Here is an 18068-nt window from a genome sequence, read left to right on the forward strand (position 1 = left end):
GGCCTAGAGCCAGTCGCGGCGTTTGAACAGCACGAACAGCACGGCTGCGGAGAAGAAGACGATGACAGCGACCGCGAGGACGCCCATTTCCTCTCCCGAGCCGGGAAACGGCACGTTCATCCCGAACCAGCCGGTCACAGCGGTCGGCACCGCGATGATCGCGGCCCAGCCGGTCAGCTTCTTCATGACGGTGTTGAGACGGGCATCCTGCAGCGACAGATTCGTCTCGAAGACGGTCGTGACCATGTCGCGTAGCGATTCGGTCCATTCCGTGGCACGGAGAACGTGGTCGTAGAGGTCGGTGTACCAACCGTCCAGCCCGGGCGTGATACCGTGTTCGGCGCGAAAGTGCATCACCGCGTTGACGACCTCTCGCATCGGCAGCACGACCCTGCGCAGCTGAACCAGTTCCTTGCGGAGCCTGTAGACAGCCCGCTGGATCTGCTTCGGCTGGGCCTCGTCGGCGAACAACCCGTCCTCGATCTCCTCGATCGCGTCGTCGAGGTCACGGATGGTGTCGAATTGCCCGTCGACGACCACGTCGAGCAGGCCGTGCAGCAACGCAGCGGTGCCGAATTTCAGCAGGTCGGGGTTTGCGTCCCAGCGGGTCACCACATCGTCCATGTCGAACGGGCCGCGGCTACGGACGGTGACCAGGCACCCGGGCAGAAGGAATGCCGAGATCCGCGTCGTGCTCAGCCGGGATTCGTACGCCTCCACCGCGGGATCAGGGCCGGTCGCGAGGTGCGTGGCGTAGACGGTGAGGAAGGTGTGCGTCGCATAGCGCGTCGCTTTGGTGCGTTCGCCGCGCGCGAGCGCATCTTCCACCGCGTGGGGGTCGAAGCTCAGCTCCTCCGCCAGCGCGAACAGTCTCTCCGGTTTCGGATCGAGAAGATCCACCCATACGAGGCAGTCGGGGTCCTGCAGGTAGTCCGAGATGTCGGCGAACGGGACGTTGTCACCCTCGACTTTTCCGCTGCGCCACACCCGTGTGCGGACCTGGCCGTCGTGGATGGTGGTCATTCTCGCAGTCTGCCCGACTCGCTCCCGGTGTGTGCAGGGTCGAGCCCGTGTTCTCGAACCGGTTCGTCGCGGGTGACGACGGGGCGCGTGTCCCTGCGTGCAACCGTTCCGGCCGTCACATTCGGGTGCTGACACCTCCGGCGTCGGCCAGTCGGAGCATTTCGGCGAGGAATGCCTCGTCGACGATGGGCCACCCTCCGGGCAGCGTGCCGGTGCGCACCCTGTCCTGCAACGACTGGAGCACCGCGACCACGTGCGGGCCACCGTCGATGAGATGCCGCACCAATCCGCGCTCCCCGCACAGCGCGACGAGCGGCGCAACGGTTCGCTCCGCTTCCTCGTACCGCCCGGCGGCGTGGAGGCATGCCACGACGAGCCGGGTGTAACTCATGTGAGTCCGCGGGCGACGGCCTGCGGTCCGGCGTTGCCACCACCGCGCCCACTCCACGGATTCGGCCACGGCGGCCGGCTCGCCGGTGCGGTAGAGCAGACGGATCGCGGTAGCGTCCTCGTATTGCGCGGTGACCTCTTCCGGTCCCACCGCGAGGGGCGTATCGGGATCCGGCATCGTTCGGTGCGGCGGTACCTCGGGGTCGAAACCCAAACGCAGACGTTCGTTCTCGATTCGTGCTCGCAGGCGCGGAAGTTCGTGTGTCGACGCCGCCCGAAGTCCTTCGTCGAGCAGTTCGAGGGCGGCATCCCTGTCTCCGCGCAGTAACTTCAGCCGAGCTGCGGTGGCAAAGCGAGCCATCATGAAATCGGCTATGCCACCCTCGATTCCGAGTAATTTGCTCTCGTCGAGCAAGGCTTCCGCCTCAGTGATTCGTCCCTGCTCGTACATCATCTCGCCGAGCATCGCAGCCGACAGCCGACCCGCGTGGCTGTGGATTCCGCTGCTGTTCCGAGCCGCGCGCAATGCCCTGCGGAAGTACTCCTCGGCGCCCGCAACGTCGAGTTGTTCGTTCGCGGCCATGCCGCACAGGCACATCCCGTAGATCGACGCGAACTGCCCGCGTGCGCGCTCGTGGTAAGGCCGGGCCCACTCCTGACGGCGCCGCGCACTGTCGAATTCGAAACACAGGAGGTCCGCGTAGGACGCGAGGACGGACGCGGAGCCTACCGCCCAGGGACGGGCATCCTGGGGTTCGGCGAGGACCGGTTCCACCAACTCTGCGATCCCCCGGACCTGATCGGCGTTCATCAGGAGCGCCGCTTCGGCCACGCGGGTCTCGACGAGGAGCGCATCGAGTTCGGACGAGGGGAGAGTGCTTCGGGCGCATGCGGCCGGAATGGCGGCAAGCGCCCCCCGTGCCTCCGAGAACCGCTGCAGCGCAGCGTCGGCCCAGCTTCGACTCAACAGCAGACGGGGGTCGTCGGCGACCGCCCGAGGTGGCAGCTTGTCGATCTGGGCCAGGAGAGTGCCCATATGCCCCTGCTCCATCAGGGACATGCCGTCCGTGGCCACCAGATCCACCGCGAATGCCGTGTCACCGGCGGCGAGCGCGTGGTCGACGGACTCGCGGATCAGGTGGTGCCGCGCGCACCACTGCGCGGCGGCGCGGTGCAGTGCGGGGATGCGCTCGGGATGGTCGCGTTCGAGGCGTCGGCGCAGGAACTCGCGGAACAGGTGATGGAAGCGGAACCAGACGCGTTCGTCGTCCACCGGACGAAGGAACAAGTCGCGTTGTTCCGCGTCCTCGAGCATCGCCTGGCTGTGCGGCTCGCCGGTCAGTGCTGTGGCGAGTCCGGCACAGATGGAGTGCGTGACCGAAATCGCCGTGAGGAACTCGTACATCTCCGGCTCGAGCGTGGAAAGTACGTTCTCGGCGAGGTATTCACCGATCGCGTGGTGGCGACCGCTCAGATTCTCGATCATGGCCGACGGATCGTCGCTGTCCCGCAACGACAACGACGCGAGTTGCAGGGCAGCGGCCCAGCCTTCGGTGGTGTTGTTCAATCGCTGTACGTCGTCGGGAGACAGATGCAGGCCCCCGACGTCGCGAAGAAACGCCTCGGACTCCTGGTCGTCGAAACGCAATGCGGCCGAGTCGACTTCCAGCAGCTCGTCGCGCACGCGCATGCGGCTGAGCGGTAATCCGGCCCGGCTGCGGCTGGTGACGACGACGTGCAGGTTCGGTGGCCCTTGCTCGATCAGAAGTTCGAGAGCCGCAACGGTTTCCTGTGAGGTGACACGATGCCAGTCGTCGACCACGAGCGTCGTCGGCTCACCGGTCCGGAAGATCTCGTCGATGAGCGTACTCAGGACGTAACGGGTCGCCTCGTCACCGTGCGCCTGCAGAATCTGCGCGAGGTCGCGGGCGAGCGCGGGGTGGAGTTGCTTGACGGCTTCGATCAGGTGCGCGAGAAACCAGGTGACGTCGTTGTCGTCGCTGTCCACGGTGAGCCACGCGACGGGAACACCTTCGGCTGTGAGCACGTCCCGCCATTGCGCCGCGAGAGTCGACTTCCCGAATCCGGTCGGGCCGTGGATGGCAGTGAGCCGCCGACTCTGCCCGGAGCGGAGCAGTCGAAGCAAGCGGGTTCGGTGGACGAGCGGCCGGGCAGGCAGCGGAGGACGGAAACGGGTGGCGGGGGCAGTCGACCGCGGCGTGACGGCAGCGGTAGGCGGGTGGCCCGTCTCCGGAGGTGCGTCCGCCCGCGCGTCCGTGAGATCCGCAGGCGGCGACGAGGGCAGCGCCATGTCGTCGACCTTCAGACCGTGACGCCACTCGATTGCACGGAGAAGCTCACCGAACTCCGCGGCGGACGCCGGACGATCCTCGGGGTCGGGCGCCATTCCGCTCTCGAGGGCGACGCACAGATCATCCGGGATACCGGAGCCCCGAAGGTCCGGGACGGGCTCGGACGTCATCCGCACGAACTGGGCGACGACCCGCTCACCCACCTTGCGTTCGAAGGCCGCGTGACCTGTGATCGCGCAGAACAAGGTGGCGGCGAGCCCGTACAGATCCGACGCCGGTGTCGGCTGCCCGCCGCGCAGGACCTCGGGGGCGGTGAACGCGGGCGATCCGGTGATCATCCCGGGTGTCGTGCGGAAGCCGCCCCCCACGTGCGCGATGCCGAAGTCGGTGAGCTGGGGCTCGCCGTATTCGGTGATGAGGATGTTGCCGGGCTTGACGTCCCGGTGCAGGACGTCTGCACGGTGGGCGGTCTCGAGTGCTCCGGCGACTTTCACGCCGATCCGTATCGCCTCCGGCCACGGCAACGGGCCGTGCTTGCGGATCCGCGTGTCGAGCGAGTCGTGCGGGTGGTAGTGCATCACCAGGTAAGGCTGGTTCGAGTCCGTGGTCCCGGCCTGCAGCACGTTGACGATGTTCGGGTGGCCCGAGAGCCGGCCCATCGCGCGCTGTTCCCGCAGGAATCGTTCGAGGTTGTCGGGATCGAGGGTCGTGCGGAGCACCTTCACCGCGACCGTCCGGTCCAGCGACTCCTGTCGGCAGCGGAAGACGATTCCGAAACCGCCGCGGCCGATTTCTTCGGCGTCGGTGAATCCCGCATCGGCCAGCGAACGCACGATTTCGGCAGTGTCCACCGTCGGCGCCGGGGCGCGCTGGGTGGAGATCAACTCGTAATCGGGCATCGTTTCGATCACCTCGCGGGGCCGTTTCTTCAGCGTAGTCCCGAAATGTGCACTCCCGACGCGGATCGTTCGCACGCCCTCGTTTACCGTGATCCGACCGGACCCTGGCAACGATGCCAACGGACCGGTCCAACAACACTGCTATCAGAAGTGGGACATCAATGAAGAAGACTGTCGCGGCGCTGTTCGGCGCAGGCGTGGTCCTGCTCGCGTCGGCGTGCGGATCCTCGGACGGAACCGCATCGGCCGACGAGACCACCACCACGACCACCACAACCACCACGAGCGCCTCGTCGGCGCAGGGTGGTGCAGGTGTGCAGCTCGGCAACAGCTACGACGAGAACTGCGACGCTCTCGTTCCGTACCTCGACGAGCTCGAGGAATGGGGACAGGATCGTGCCCAGGCAGCGCAGGCCGTCGCGGATGCGCAGCAGCAGCTCCCGCAGTGGCAGGAGCTCGACGTAGAGCAGCAGGCAGACACGCTCCGCGCCATCGAGAACGCCGGCAAGGGCGAGTGCTGACAGACCCGCTGTTCGACAGGTTGCGGCGCTTCCCGGATGTGGAAGCGCCCAATCTGTTCGCTGTCGATGCCGCGGACCGGCTGATCCTCGACGAAGCCTGCCCGGCCCTCGAGGCGGCTCCCGACGGCACCGTCGTCGTGATCGACGACCAGTACGGTGCCCTGACCCTCGGCGCGGCGGTCCGCTACGAGGCATCCGGCCTGCGCGTCCATCAGGATTCGATCGTGGCCGAGCGCGCCCTGGCCGCCAACGCTTCCCGTGAGAACCTCGCAGACCGGTACGCGTCACACGGTCTGGACGAACAACTCCTCCGCGGCGCCCGCGTCGTGCTCCTGCGCCTGCCGCGTTCGCTCGGCGCGCTCACCGAGACAGCCGAAGCGATCGCCCGGCACGCCGACCCGGAAGTCGTCGTCTTCGCCGGTGGCCGGGACAAGCACATCACCGTCGCCATGAACGACGTGCTCGCACGATCTTTCGCCGAGGTCCGGGCGTCACGGGGGAGGCAGAAGTCGCGCGTGGTCACCGCGCGCGGGCCGATCCCGGGCCCGAGCACCTATCCGGTACGGGAAACCCTCCCCGAACTCGACCTGGTCGTCGTCGCGCACGGCGCCGCGTTCGCCGGCCCGCGACTGGATATCGGCACCCGCTTCCTCCTCGACTTCCTGCCGCGAACGGCACCGGACGCATCCGTCGCCGTGGACCTCGGATGCGGCACCGGCATCCTGGCGACCGTGCTCGCGCGGCAGCACCCGGACATGCGGGTGATCGCCACCGATCAGTCGGCCGCCGCGGTGGACTCGGCCGCGGCGACCGCATCCGCGAACGGCGTCGCCGACCGCGTCGATGCGCTGCGCGACGACGTCGCAGGCTCGCTGCCCGACGCCTCCGTCGACCTCGTGGTGTGCAACCCGCCCTTCCACATCGGTGCGGCCGTCCACACCGGCGCCGCGGAGAAGATGTTCGCCGCGGCGGGTCGCATCCTGCGTCCGGGAGGAGAGATGTGGACGGTGTACAACTCGCACCTGCGCTACCGCCCCATCCTGAAACGGGTGGTCGGCGCCACGAGTGTCGAGGGCCGCAACCCCAAGTTCACCGTGACTCGATCGGTGCGCACCCGGTAGAGTCCGATTCGTCCGGGGTCTGCTCTGCGGCGACCGTCACAGCGGTCGGAGGGAGGGAACTTCTGCCCCGGCTTACGCGTTGAGCGGACAGAAGCGACCACCAGAAGGGAAGTGCACGGTGCGCACCACCAGTAACCCGGTGTTCCGTAACCTGCCCAAGCAAGAGGGCGGCGGATACGCCAGTTTCGGCTCTGCGTCGGCAGGCGCCGCGCAGGTCACCCAGCAATTCGACCAGCCGCAGTATTCGCCTACGGACCCGTGGGCGCGGCCTACGACCGAGCGGTCGATGACCATCGACGACGTCGTCACCAAGACCGGTATCACGCTCGGCGTGCTCACCGTCTCTGCGCTGATCTCCTACGTCCTCGTCACCATGAACACCGGCCTGGCCGCACCGTTCGTCATCGGCGGCGGTCTCCTCGGTCTCGTCCTGGTGCTCGTAGCCACCTTCGGCCGCAAGATGGACAATCCGGCGATCGTGCTCGCGTACGCCGTGGCGGAGGGCTTCTTCCTCGGCGCGCTGTCGTTCATGTTCACCGACATCACGTTCGGTGGCGCCGGTGGCTCGACACTCATCGCTCAGGCCGTCCTCGGCACGTTCGGTGTCTTCTTCGGCATGCTCGTCGTGTACCGCACGGGCGCGATCCGGGTCACGCCGCGTCTGACCAGGATGATCGTCGGCGCTCTCGTCGGTGTCCTGATCCTCGCGCTGGGCAACATCATCGCGGGCTTCTTCATCGACGGCGGCCTCGGGCTGCGTGACGGTGGCCCGCTGGCCATCATCTTCAGCCTCGTGTGCATCGGCATCGCGGCGTTCAGCTTCCTGCTGGACTTCGACTCCGCCGATCAGCTGATCCGCGCCCAGGCTCCGGAGAAGGCCGCGTGGGGCGTCGCCCTCGGCCTCACCGTGACCCTGGTGTGGCTCTACGTCGAGATCCTGCGTCTGCTGAGCTACTTCCAGAACGACTAGCAACAACCACGAACGAAGGCCCCGGGCGATGCGCCCGGGGCCTTCGTTCGTATCGAGCATCCCCGCGACCGTCCCCGCAGCGCCGGAGGCGGTCGTGGGATCATGGGGACATGCGCATTGCGGATTCGGTCGTCGACCTCATCGGAAACACCCCACTCGTCAAACTCAACTCCGTGGTGAAACCGGGGTCCGGCCTGGTGGCAGCGAAAGTCGAATACCTCAACCCCGGCGGTAGCTCCAAGGACCGCATCGCGGTGAAGATGATCGACGCTGCCGAAGCCTCGGGCGAACTGAAGCCGGGCGGCACCATCGTCGAGCCCACCTCCGGTAACACCGGCATCGGCCTTGCCCTCGTCGCCCAGCAGCGCGGATACAAATGCGTGTTCGTGTGCCCCGACAAGGTAGGCGAGGAGAAGCGCAACGTGCTCCGCGCGTACGGCGCAGAAGTGGTCGTGTGCCCGACCGCTGTGCCGCCGGAGCATCCCGACAGCTACTACAACGTCTCCGACCGGCTCGCCGCCGAACTGCCGGGAGGCTGGAAGCCCAACCAGTACTCCAACCCCGCCGGCCCGGAAAGCCACTACGAGAGCACCGGCCCCGAGATCTGGGCCGACACCGACGGCAAGATCACGCACTTCGTCGCGGGCGTCGGTACCGGTGGCACCATCTCCGGTGCGGGCCGCTACCTCAAAGAGGTCTCGGACGGCAAGGTCAAGGTCGTCGGCGTCGACCCCGAGGGCTCGGTGTACTCGGGCGGAACCGGCCGCCCCTACCTCGTCGAGGGCGTGGGCGAAGACTTCTGGCCCAGCGCGTACGACGCGTCCATCCCCGACGAGATCATCGCCGTCTCCGACGCGGACTCGTTCGAGATGACTCGCCGGCTCGCCCGGGAAGAGGGTCTGCTCGTCGGTGGCTCGTGCGGCATGGCCATGGTCGCCGCGCTGCAGGTCGCCGAGCGGGAAGGCCCCGACGCGGTGGTGGTCGTGCTGCTGCCCGACGGCGGTCGCGGTTACCTGGCGAAGATCTTCAACGACAAGTGGATGGCCAGCTACGGCTTCCTGCGCGCGCCGCTCGACGGCAAGCCCGACGCCTCCACCGTCGGCGACGTGCTGCGGGGCAAGTCCGGTGACCTGCCCGATCTCGTGCACACCCATCCCTCCGAGACGGTCCGCGACGCGATCGAGATCCTCCGTGAGTACGGCGTGTCCCAGATGCCCGTCGTCGGCGCGGAGCCGCCCGTCACCGCCGGTGAGGTCGCCGGGTCCGTCAGCGAGCGGGAATTGCTCAGCGCCGTCTTCGAAGGTCGTGCGAACCTCGCCGACCCGGTCGCGAAGCACATGAGTGCGCCGCTGCCCAACATCGGCGTCGGCGAGTCCGTTGCCGACGCGACGAAGGCGTTCGGCGACACCGATGCGCTCATGGTCATCGACGACGGCAAGCCCGTCGGCGTCATCACGCGGCACGACCTCCTCGGATTCATCTCCCAAGGCCGATAGGACACAGATACTTCATGACCGATCAGAATCAGCACGGTTTCGCCACCCGCGCCATCCATGCGGGCTTCGAACCCGACCCGCAGACCGGTGCCGTCAACGTCCCCATCTACGCGTCGTCGACCTTCGCGCAGGACGGCGTCGGCGAGATGCGGAACGGTTTCGAGTACGCGCGCACCGGTAACCCCACCCGCCGTCCCCTCGAAGCCAATCTGGCGGCGCTCGAAAGCGGCACGTACGGGCGGGCTTTCGGCTCGGGTATGGCCGCCACCGACTGCCTCCTGCGGTCGGTGCTGCGCCCCGGCGACCACCTCGTGATCCCGAACGACGCCTACGGTGGCACGTTCCGGCTCATCGACAAGGTGTTCACGCAGTGGGGCATCGAGTACACGCCGGTCTCCGTCAACGACGCGGACGGCGTCCGGGCCGCACTCCGTCCCGAGACGAAGCTGGTGTGGCTCGAGACCCCGACCAACCCGTTGCTCAACATCGGTGACATCGAGGCTCTCGCCGGCGTCGCACACGAGGGCGGCGCCAAGCTCGTCGTGGACAACACCTTCGCCTCGCCGTACCTGCAGCAGCCGCTCACGCTCGGTGCCGACGTCGTGCTCCACTCGACCACCAAGTACATCGGCGGTCACTCCGATGTGGTCGGCGGCGCCCTGGTCACGAACGACGAGGAACTCGACACCGCGTTCGCATTCCTGCAGAACGGTGCGGGCGCGGTGCCCGGTCCGTTCGACGCCTTCCTGACCCTGCGGGGCATCAAGACCCTTGCCGTCCGCATGGAGCGGCACTGCGACAACGCGGAGAAGATCGTCGAACTGCTGTCGGGTCACAAGTCCGTCACCAAGGTGCTCTACCCCGGTCTCGACGACCATCCGGGTCACGAGTACGCGGCCGCTCAGATGCGCCGTTTCGGCGGCATGATCTCCGTACGACTCGCCGGCGGCCGACAGGCGGCCCTGGACTTCTGCAAGCGCACCGAGATCTTCACGCTCGCCGAGTCGCTCGGCGGGGTGGAATCGCTCATCGAGCACCCGGGTGCGATGACGCATGCGTCGACCGCCGGTTCCGCGCTCGAGGTTCCGGACGATCTCGTCCGTCTCTCGGTCGGTATCGAAGACGCCGCCGACCTGCTGGCCGACGTCGAGCAGGCTCTCGGCTGATCCTGCTTCTCCCGGCATCACCACGACGAAAGGCGCCCTTCGGGGCGCCTTTCGCCGTCGATACCGACGTGGCGCCGACCAGGTGGCCGACCCCGTACGATCACGAACGTGACGGACAGTGCAGCCCCCGAAGACGCCCTGATGCACGCCGCTCTCGAGGTACTGAGGATGAACGGTCCCCTCGCTACCGAAGAGCTGGCCGAGCACCTCGAGGATGCGGGTCTGGGCCAGGCCGACGCCCTGGTTCAGGACCTCGAGGAGCTACCCCCCCATCCCCTCGTCCTGTCTCTGCCCGACGGCCGGTTCGCGGCTCTCGATGCGTTGTTCGAAGGACGTGTCTTCACTCATCGGCTCTCGGCCGACGAGATCACCCGTGACCTCATCGCTGTCGACGACGTCGAACCGTTGCTGCTGCTCGTCTCCGAGCACGACGACTTCGAACTCGTCGCGGTGGACGAGCAACGCGACCGCCTCGCCGAGCGCGGCGTGACCTACGACGATCCGCTGCCGCCGGAAGTCCTGCTGTTTCCGCGCGGGACGTTCGCGGGCCGGTCCCCGGGTGATCTCGTGGCGCTCACCGCCGGTGGTGGCAGGCTCTCGCTGGTGCCGGTTGTCGCCGATCCCACTCCCGTGCCCGCTCTGCTCGCCGTCCTCGGACGCCGGAGCGCCGACGGCGCCGCCGCGAGTCTCGACGACGAGCTTCTCCAGGTGCTGGCCGACACCCCGTCGGCGTTCACCGAACCGGCCCCGCCGTTGACCGAGGCGATCGAAGCGGCCGGTCTGGAGCGGTCGGGTGACCTCGTTGCTCCCGAAGGGTTCGATTTCGAGGGGTACATCAGCAGGACGATGTTCGACGAGTACGCCGACCAGCTCGGTATCCCCGTCGACGCGGTCCCGGGTGTCGCTCTGTTCGCATCGCTCGTCGACGCGATCGACTCCGGTGACGATGCCGATCTCGAAGAACGTTTCGCAGAGGGCAAATCCGGTTTGTTCGCGGTCCTGGCAGACCCCGAGATCGCCGAGACCGTACTGGACGAGTTGATCGGCGAGGAGTTCGCTCCCGCGTCCATCGAACAAGCCGCGTTGTGGCTGCTCGATCATGCGCCCCGCCGATCGGCCGCTGCCGCGTACTGGTTCGCCGCGCGTGCGGCCGAGGCCGACGGCCGGATCACGGACGCCGAGCGACTGTACGAGAAGTCCGCCGACGAGGGCGGCGAGTTCGACCTCGCGTTGTTCGATCTGGCTCGCTATGCGTCGGATCGGGGGGACGCGGTACGCGGCCTGTCGCTGCTCTCCCGGATTCCGGGCGGGGACGAGCATCCGCTCTACGACGTGCTCCAGCACTTTCAGCCTGTCGAGCGACCAGGCCTGGGGCGCAACGACCGGTGCTGGTGCGGGTCGGGCCGGAAGTACAAGGTGTGCCATCTCGGCAAGGCGGATCATCCGCTCTCGGAGCGGGCGGAATGGCTGTACGTCAAGGCGACCATGCACGCGCTCGATCCGTCGTGGGCCGACGAGCGGGTCGCGCTGGCGGAGGCGCGCGCCGGATACGGAGACGACAACGCGGTCGCCGATGCCGTCCACGACCCGTTGGTCGACGACGTACTCCTCCATGAGGCGGGAGCTTTCGCGGACTTCGTCGAGCGCCGGGGTGTGCTTCTTCCCGAGGACGAGGCGGAGCTGGCGCGGCGGTGGACCGGTGTCGCGCGGTCGGTGTTCGAGGTGCTCGACGTCCGTCCAGGCGAGGGCATGGCCTTGCGAGATGCCCGGAGCGACACCGTAACCGAGGTCCACGTGCCGACGATCACGGGCGAACTCCCGGCCGGGACGCTGCTGTGCGCGCGGGTCCTTCCTGCCGGCGAGTTGCACGTGATGCCGGGCGGCGCGGAGGTGGTCACGGAAGAGCAGCGCGAGGTGCTGCTCGAGATGCTCGGCGACGATCCGGTGGACGCGGTGGACCTCGTCGAGGCCCTCACCGGGGCCGACGCGGCCGACTTTTTCGCCTCCGTGGACGAGTAACTCTCAGCCCTCCCGTCCCAGTGATCTCACCAGCCCCAAAACTGAAACCTGTTCTCGAATATATGTGATATGAAGTAGCAGTATTCGTACCGGTGACGGGCGTCACAAGTACGGTGAGGGTGTTCGGTCATCGGGATGTGGGGGTTGTGGATGTCAGTCGACCCGTCTGCGGTCATCGTGGCGGTGGCCACGGCAGCAAGCGCACTCGTGCAGGGAGCCGACATACCAGCGGAAGTAAAGGACCAGGCCACACAGGTAATCGAGTCTTTCGAAGCTGCGGCTCCGGCAACGGATACAGGTGTTCAGGACTTGGTGGCCGCGCTGCCCGAGCCGATGCAGGAGAGTGCGCAACAGGCCGTCGCAGACGCAACGCAGTCGGTCGCGGAGGCCATCGAGCCGCACCTTCCCGCCGAGGCGGCAGCCGCACTGGAACCCGCGCCGCCACTCGTACCGGCACCGCCTGCCGCTCGGCCGACGCCGTTCGGAGTGACACCGTCCCTTCCGCTTCCGCCTCCGCCTCTCGCGCCGAATCCCGGTCCGGGCACGGGATCCGCGGCTCCCGGAGGTGGCGGCGGGGTCACCCTCCCGTCGATGCCGGCGACCCTCCCCGGCACGACGCTCGCCCCGATCGGCGCGATCGCGGTATTCGCTCCGTGGCTGAAGAAGGCAGGTGCGCTCTGTGACGGTGTCACCGCACCGGTGCTGGCCGCGCTCTACTCGGCGGAGAACGGATTCCGGTACGGGTCCACCGCACCCGTCTCACCGGTGGGCGCCAAGGGGCCCGGGCAGTTCATGCCCGGAACCTGGGATCAATACGGCAAAGATGTCGACGGCGACGGCAGAGCCGACATTCTCGGCATCGCCGACCCCGTGATGGCCTCGGGCAACCTGCTCTGCGACAACTACAAGCTCATCGACGACTGGAAGCGGCGCGGACTCGTCCAGGGCGACACCCTCGACCTGACGCTCGCCGCCTACAACGCGGGAGTCGGCGCCGTGCGCCGATCCGGGGGTATGCCGTCCGGGCATCCCGACTACGAAAATCAGACCAAGCCCTACGTCGCGAAGATCCGCGCGTCGGAACCGGTCTTCGCGCGCATGCTCTCGCCGTTCCTGGGGCTGGGGATCGGTGGCTCGACCGACACCGGCAATCGCATCGTCGACCTCGCGTTCAAGTTCCTCGGCCTTCCGTACGTCTGGGGCGGCGGCAACATCCACGGCCCGTCGGGCGGCGGGTTCGACTGCTCGGGACTGACGTCGCACGCGGTGTTCGCGGCGACCGGAATGACGCTCCCGCGCACATCCGAGACGCAGTGGCGCGTCGGCACCGAGATTCCGCTCCAACTCGCGCAGCCGGGCGACCTGCTGTTCGGAAACTGGCAGGCAGGCGGTCCGGGACACGTGGCGATCTACATCGGTGGAGGACAGATGGTGCACGCACCCACCACCGGAGACGTCGTCCGCGTCGGCGCGGTCTTCCCGGATATGAAGGCACGCCGCATCATCTGAGAGTCGGCAGTTCGCCGGAAACGACAAGGACCAGGCCGGAAAATCCGGCCTGGTCCTTTTTGTGCGACTCAGGGATCAGCCCTGGTACGGCTCCGCGCTGACGAGCGTCACCTTCATGGTGTTGCCGTTGGGCAGCGTGTACTCGCGGGTCTCGCCGACCTTCGCCGAGATCAGCGCGCCACCGATGGGCGAACCGGGGGAGTAGGTCTCGAGGTCGCCGTTGCGGGCGCCTTCTTCGCGCGTCGCGATCAGGAACGTTTCCGTGTCGGTCTCGTCACCGTCGTAGTAGACGGTGACGACCGAACCGGGGAGTGCGACACCGGACTGAGTCGGTGCCACTCCCACCTTGGCGGCGCTGAGCAACTCCTGGAGCTGACGGATGCGGGCTTCCTGCTGGCCTTGCTCTTCGCGCGCCGCGTGGTAGCCGCCGTTCTCCTTGAGGTCACCCTCTTCGCGACGCTCGTTGATCTCGGCCGCGATGACGGGACGATTGGCGATGAGCTGGTCAAGTTCGGCCTTGAGTCGGTCGTACGACTCCTGGGTCAGCCAGGTCACCTGGGTCTCGGTCATCTCGATCACTTCCTTCGGGTTGGAGCCCCCGGCTCCGTGGACAAGTCGTGCACGTGCAACGACTACGAGCACGACCCCCGCAATCCCCCCTGGTATGCAGGTGAGCAGGGCCGCACTGTGCTTCTATGCAGCAATACACGGCCCCAATGGGTGGAACCGTGTATCCCGATATTCTAGCACCATCGCGGTGAGGTGCCGGGAAAACCGCTGCTGAGAGCGATGAAACTCAGGGCGCGCGCAGGTAGTCCGGGGCGTCCGTGCTGCAGCCGTACTCGTCGGCCATTCCGGGGCGTTGCGTGGTGGTGATCCGCGACGTGAGGACGACGGTGGGGGAATCGGATGCGGGGATCAGAACCTCGCGCCGGCCCGTCTCGCTGCCGTCTTTCGACCGCGCGCGGATGACGCACACCGCGTCTTGCGTGGGATCGTCGCGGGTGACCTTGAGTTGCACGTCGATGGCGTGATCGTCGACGACATCGAACGCCACGATCTCCGACTCGATCGGCGCCGAGTTGTTCTGGAACAACACGAACGCGAGCAGCAGGCCCGCGACGAGACCCGCCGCGGTGAAGCCCCAGCGTCTGCCCCGCATCGACCCCTTCTTCGAGGGGTAGCGATCGGAGGGGTAACGGTCGGTCGTGGTGGTGTTGCTCATCACTTTGCCTTCGAGCCCGTGCAGGCGGGCGGGCGGTGCCGCGGGGTCACGGCTGACGGAGGGATTATCAGGTGGAACTATAGGGGAAGGACCCGAAAGGCCCGCGAGGCGGTCGCCGGTGCGGTCACGACCATGCACAAGACGTGAGGTGGAGGAAAACACGTGAGCGGACTACGGCTCATGGCCGTGCATGCCCATCCCGATGACGAGTCGAGCAAGGGTGCGGCCACGATGGCGCGTTATGCGGCAGAGGGTCACGATGTTCTCGTCGTCACGCTCACTGGCGGCGAACGCGGTGACATCCTCAATCCGGCGATGGACGTCGCGGGCGTCCGCGACCGGATGAGCGAAGTGCGACGCGAGGAGATGGCCGAAGCCGCCCGCATCCTGGGCGTTCAGCAACTCTGGCTCGGCTTCGTCGACTCCGGGCTGCCCGAGGGAGACCCCAAGCCCCCGGTGCCCGAAGGCAGCTTCGCGGCGATCCCGCTCGACGAACCGGTACGCAGGCTCGTCAAGGTCATCCGCGAGTTCCGGCCCCACGTGATGACCACCTACGACGAGAACGGCGGCTACCCGCACCCGGACCACATCCGGTGCCACGAGGTGTCGGTCGCCGCGTTCGACGCCGCAGCGGACCCCGAGTTCCATCCCGAACTCGGTGAGCCGTGGGAAGTGGCCAAGCTCTACTACTCGCACGGCTTCATCCGCAAGCGGATCGAGCTCTTCCGCGACGAGTACGTGCGTCGCGGCGAGAAGTTCCCGATGGACGAATGGCTCAGCCGGTGGAAGACCGAGCAGGGCGACCTCATGGCCCGGGTGACAACCCAGATAACCTGTGGTGACTACTTCCCGCAGCGTGACGATGCGCTGCGGGCACACGCCACGCAGATCGATCCCAACGGCTCCTTCTTCGCGGTGCCGTTGGACATCCAGCAGAAGGTCTGGCCGACGGAGGAGTTCGAGTTGGCCAAGACCCGCGTGGTCACGCAGATTCCCGAGACGGATCTGTTCGCGGGCATCGAGGACGGACGGGTGAAATGACGGTAGACACGCTGGCGGTCGCGGTCCTGGCACAGGACCCGACCGGTCCCGAGTTCGGCAAGGCGTCGCCTTTCGGTCTCGCGCTGGTCGTGGTGCTGCTGATCGCGACGGCCCTGCTGATCTGGAACATGAACAAGCGTCTCGGCAAGCTGCCCGAGACCTTCGAGCCGGAGAATCCCGAGCCCGACCAGCTGGTGGACGACGGCACCCTGCCGGGCGTCGTGCAGGCCGGCGATGCGGCATCTCCGTCCACCACGACGGGAGCCACCGCCGTCGAGCTCGGAAAGACGGAGTCGCCGGCGGATCCGGATCGCACGCCTCCCACCGCGTCGAACTGACGTCGTCGCCCGCGCTTCGACGTAACGTGGGGGAATGGCGAATCTCCTTGCGGATTCACTGAGTCCCTACCTGCGGCAGCACGCCGGTAACCCGGTCGACTGGCACGAGTGGGGCGAGGCGGCACTCGCGGAAGCGCGTGAGCGCGACGTGCCGATACTCCTGTCCATCGGCTACGCCGCGTGCCACTGGTGTCACGTCATGGCGCACGAGTCCTTCGAGGACGAGGCGACCGCTGCGGTCATGAACGAGCACTTCGTGTGCGTCAAGGTCGACCGGGAGGAACGTCCCGACCTCGACGCGATCTACATGAACGCGACCGTCGCGACCACCGGGCAGGGCGGATGGCCGATGACGTGCTTTCTCACTCCCGACGGTGCGCCGTTCTATTGCGGCACCTACTACCCGAGCACGCCGCGCGGGGGGATGCCGTCCTTCCAGCAGCTGCTCCACGCGATCACCGACACGTGGCACCAGCGACGCGACGACGTCGGAAAGGCCGCGGCCGCGATCGTCGGGGAGTTGCAGCGCAGCAGCGGTGGACTACCGCCCGGCGCGGGCAGAGTCGACGCCGCACTGCTCGACGCCGCCGTGTCGGCGGTCGCGCGTGACGAGGACCGCGAACACGGCGGATTCGGGGGAGCGCCGAAGTTTCCGCCGTCGAATCTGCTCGAAGGTCTCCTGCGCGGGTACGAGCGCACGCGCCGCACCGACACGCTCGATCTCGTCTCCCGTACCGCGGAGGCGATGGCGCGCGGCGGTATCTACGACCAGCTCGGGGGCGGATTCGCGCGCTACAGCGTCGACGCCGGCTGGGTGGTGCCGCACTTCGAGAAGATGCTCTACGACAACGCGCTGCTGCTGCGGTTCTACGCCCATCTCGCCCGGGTTACCGGTGCGGTGCTCTTCCGGCGGGTAGCGGAGGAGACCGCCACCTTTCTCCTGCGCGACCTGCTGACCGCCGAAGGCGGCTTCGCCTCGGCGCTCGACGCCGACACCGACGGCATCGAAGGCCTCACCTACGCGTGGGCACCCGCGCAGCTCGCCGAGGTGCTCGGGCCGGACGACGGCGCCTGGGCGGCGCACGTCTTCTCCGTGACTCGGGAGGGAACCTTCGAAGCCGGCACCTCCGTGCTGCAGTTGCGCGACGATCCCGACGACGCGGAGCGGTTCGCGCGGGTGCGCGAACGGCTGTTCCTGTCGAGGCAGACCAGGCCGCAACCAGCCCGCGACGACAAGGTCGTCACCGTCTGGAACGGTTTCGCCGTCACCGCGCTCGCCGAGGCGGGAGTGGCCTTCGGCGTCACCGAGTGGATCGAGGCCGCCGCGACGTGCGCCCGGACGCTGCTGGACCGGCACCTGGTGGACGGCCGTCTGCGACGGGCATCGCTCGGTGGGGTGGTGGGTGAGCCTGCCGGGGTGCTCGAGGATTACGGAGCATTCGTCACCGCGCTCGTCGCGCTGCACCAGGCAACCGGCGATGCGAGCTGGCTCGCTCCCGCCCGCGGGCTCGCCGATACTGCTCTGGCCGCCTTCGCCGACCAGGAGAAATCGGGTAGCTGGTTCGACACCGCACACGACGCCACGACACTCGTCGCGCGGCCGCGAGATCCGATGGACGGCGCGACTCCGGCGGGCGCGTCGCTGATCGCCGAGGCGTTGCTGTCGATGTCGGCACTCGAGGACGGTGACGGCCGGTACGCCACCGCTGCCCATGCGTCCCTGGCCGCCGCGTCGATACTGCTCGAGCGTGCCCCCCGGTCGGCGGGCCATTGGCTGACCGTGGCGGAGGCGGCCGTTCGAGGGCCTCTCCAGATCGCCGTCACCGGCGGCGGCGACCTCCTGCGGGCCGCACGGCACGCCGCACCCGGTGGCGCGATCGTCGTGGGCGGTGATCCGGGCTCGTCACCGCTGCTCGTGGACAGGCCGCTCGTCGACGGCGTACCCACCGCCTACGTGTGCCGGGGGTTCGTGTGCGACCGTCCGGTGACGTCGGTGCCCGATCTCCTGGACGTACTCGCGGCCTCGTGAACGACGCGC

The 18068-nt window shown here is 67.7% G+C and carries 14 protein-coding genes; 10 read left to right on the forward strand and 4 right to left on the reverse strand.

Annotation, left to right across the window (positions count from 1 at the left end; genetic code table 11):
• Window positions 1-3: 3 nt before the first annotated feature.
• Window positions 4-1023 (reverse strand): magnesium transporter CorA family protein, encoded by a 1020-nt coding sequence (locus HF877_RS12695; protein ID WP_169621529.1) that lies wholly within the window; start codon window positions 1021-1023, stop codon window positions 4-6.
• A gap of 115 nt (window positions 1024-1138) precedes the next feature.
• On the reverse strand, window positions 1139-4624 hold the full coding sequence (locus HF877_RS12700; protein WP_169621530.1) for a serine/threonine-protein kinase: 3486 nt from the start codon (window positions 4622-4624) through the stop codon (window positions 1139-1141).
• A 161-nt stretch (window positions 4625-4785) separates the two neighbouring features.
• Here HF877_RS12700 and HF877_RS21345 point away from each other — a divergent pair, with 161 nt between their 5' ends.
• The 7 genes from HF877_RS21345 (at window position 4786) to HF877_RS12730 (ending at window position 13426) form a co-directional block, all read left to right on the forward strand.
• Window positions 4786-5145 (forward strand): hypothetical protein, encoded by a 360-nt coding sequence (locus HF877_RS21345; RefSeq protein WP_240952338.1) that lies wholly within the window; start codon window positions 4786-4788, stop codon window positions 5143-5145.
• Window positions 5139-6266: a methyltransferase gene (locus HF877_RS12705; protein ID WP_346765135.1), complete on the forward strand. Its 1128-nt coding sequence runs from the start codon at window positions 5139-5141 to the stop codon at window positions 6264-6266. Before HF877_RS21345 ends, HF877_RS12705 begins: the two co-directional genes overlap by 7 nt.
• A gap of 118 nt (window positions 6267-6384) precedes the next feature.
• Complete coding sequence (locus tag HF877_RS12710; protein WP_169621532.1) at window positions 6385-7236, forward strand: Bax inhibitor-1/YccA family protein; 852 nt, start codon at window positions 6385-6387, stop codon at window positions 7234-7236.
• Between the two features lie 110 nt (window positions 7237-7346).
• On the forward strand, window positions 7347-8732 hold the full coding sequence (locus HF877_RS12715) for a cystathionine beta-synthase (protein WP_169621533.1): 1386 nt from the start codon (window positions 7347-7349) through the stop codon (window positions 8730-8732).
• A 14-nt stretch (window positions 8733-8746) separates the two neighbouring features.
• Window positions 8747-9898 (forward strand): cystathionine gamma-synthase, encoded by a 1152-nt coding sequence (locus HF877_RS12720; protein ID WP_169621534.1) that lies wholly within the window; start codon window positions 8747-8749, stop codon window positions 9896-9898.
• Window positions 9899-10006: 108 nt separating this feature from the next.
• Window positions 10007-11917, forward strand: a complete 1911-nt coding sequence (locus HF877_RS12725; RefSeq protein WP_346765136.1) for an SEC-C domain-containing protein — start codon at window positions 10007-10009, stop codon at window positions 11915-11917.
• Window positions 11918-12067: 150 nt separating this feature from the next.
• Window positions 12068-13426, forward strand: coding sequence for an NlpC/P60 family protein (locus HF877_RS12730; RefSeq protein WP_169621535.1), 1359 nt, complete (start codon window positions 12068-12070; stop codon window positions 13424-13426).
• A gap of 75 nt (window positions 13427-13501) precedes the next feature.
• Here the strand turns inward: HF877_RS12730 and greA are convergent, their stop codons facing one another.
• Together greA and HF877_RS12740 are read right to left on the reverse strand one after the other, a co-directional pair.
• Complete coding sequence (gene greA, locus HF877_RS12735) at window positions 13502-13996, reverse strand: transcription elongation factor GreA (RefSeq protein ID WP_072700355.1); 495 nt, start codon at window positions 13994-13996, stop codon at window positions 13502-13504.
• A gap of 226 nt (window positions 13997-14222) precedes the next feature.
• The gene (locus tag HF877_RS12740) at window positions 14223-14651 is read right to left on the reverse strand and encodes a DUF4307 domain-containing protein (protein ID WP_169621536.1); all 429 of its coding nucleotides are present in this window, start codon (window positions 14649-14651) and stop codon (window positions 14223-14225) included.
• 180 nt (window positions 14652-14831) lie between these two features.
• On the opposite strand from HF877_RS12740, the gene mca reads away from it, so the two are divergent.
• From mca to HF877_RS12755, 3 genes are read left to right on the forward strand one after another with little or no spacing between them, the layout of a single operon-like run.
• Window positions 14832-15692, forward strand: a complete 861-nt coding sequence (gene mca / locus HF877_RS12745; RefSeq protein WP_169621707.1) for a mycothiol conjugate amidase Mca — start codon at window positions 14832-14834, stop codon at window positions 15690-15692.
• Window positions 15689-16030 carry a hypothetical protein gene (locus HF877_RS21350; RefSeq protein WP_240952340.1) on the forward strand — a complete coding sequence of 114 codons (342 nt, stop codon included), beginning with the start codon at window positions 15689-15691 and terminating at the stop codon, window positions 16028-16030. The genes mca and HF877_RS21350 overlap by 4 nt, the downstream gene beginning before the upstream one ends.
• Window positions 16031-16064: 34 nt before the next feature.
• Window positions 16065-18059 (forward strand): thioredoxin domain-containing protein, encoded by a 1995-nt coding sequence (locus HF877_RS12755; RefSeq protein ID WP_169621537.1) that lies wholly within the window; start codon window positions 16065-16067, stop codon window positions 18057-18059.
• Window positions 18060-18068: the final 9 nt, after the last annotated feature.

It is taken from the genome of Rhodococcus sp. BL-253-APC-6A1W, assembly GCF_012843405.1.
Classification (GTDB): Bacteria; Actinomycetota; Actinomycetes; order Mycobacteriales; family Mycobacteriaceae; genus Rhodococcus.

Excerpts from the sequence above, each read along its gene's own strand:
- HF877_RS12695 (WP_169621529.1), bottom strand. The coding sequence starts at position 1,023 with ATGACCACCATCCACGACGGCCAGGTCCGCACACGGGTGTGGCGCAGC.
- HF877_RS12700 (WP_169621530.1), bottom strand. The coding sequence starts at position 4,624 with ATGCCCGATTACGAGTTGATCTCCACCCAGCGCGCCCCGGCGCCGACG.
- HF877_RS21345 (WP_240952338.1), top strand. The coding sequence starts at position 4,786 with ATGAAGAAGACTGTCGCGGCGCTGTTCGGCGCAGGCGTGGTCCTGCTC.
- HF877_RS12715 (WP_169621533.1), top strand. The coding sequence starts at position 7,347 with ATGCGCATTGCGGATTCGGTCGTCGACCTCATCGGAAACACCCCACTC.
- HF877_RS12720 (WP_169621534.1), top strand. The coding sequence starts at position 8,747 with ATGACCGATCAGAATCAGCACGGTTTCGCCACCCGCGCCATCCATGCG.
- HF877_RS12730 (WP_169621535.1), top strand. The coding sequence starts at position 12,068 with ATGTCAGTCGACCCGTCTGCGGTCATCGTGGCGGTGGCCACGGCAGCA.
- greA (WP_072700355.1), bottom strand. The coding sequence starts at position 13,996 with ATGACCGAGACCCAGGTGACCTGGCTGACCCAGGAGTCGTACGACCGA.
- HF877_RS12740 (WP_169621536.1), bottom strand. The coding sequence starts at position 14,651 with ATGAGCAACACCACCACGACCGACCGTTACCCCTCCGATCGCTACCCC.
- mca (WP_169621707.1), top strand. The coding sequence starts at position 14,832 with ATGGCCGTGCATGCCCATCCCGATGACGAGTCGAGCAAGGGTGCGGCC.
- HF877_RS21350 (WP_240952340.1), top strand. The coding sequence starts at position 15,689 with ATGACGGTAGACACGCTGGCGGTCGCGGTCCTGGCACAGGACCCGACC.
- HF877_RS12755 (WP_169621537.1), top strand. The coding sequence starts at position 16,065 with ATGGCGAATCTCCTTGCGGATTCACTGAGTCCCTACCTGCGGCAGCAC.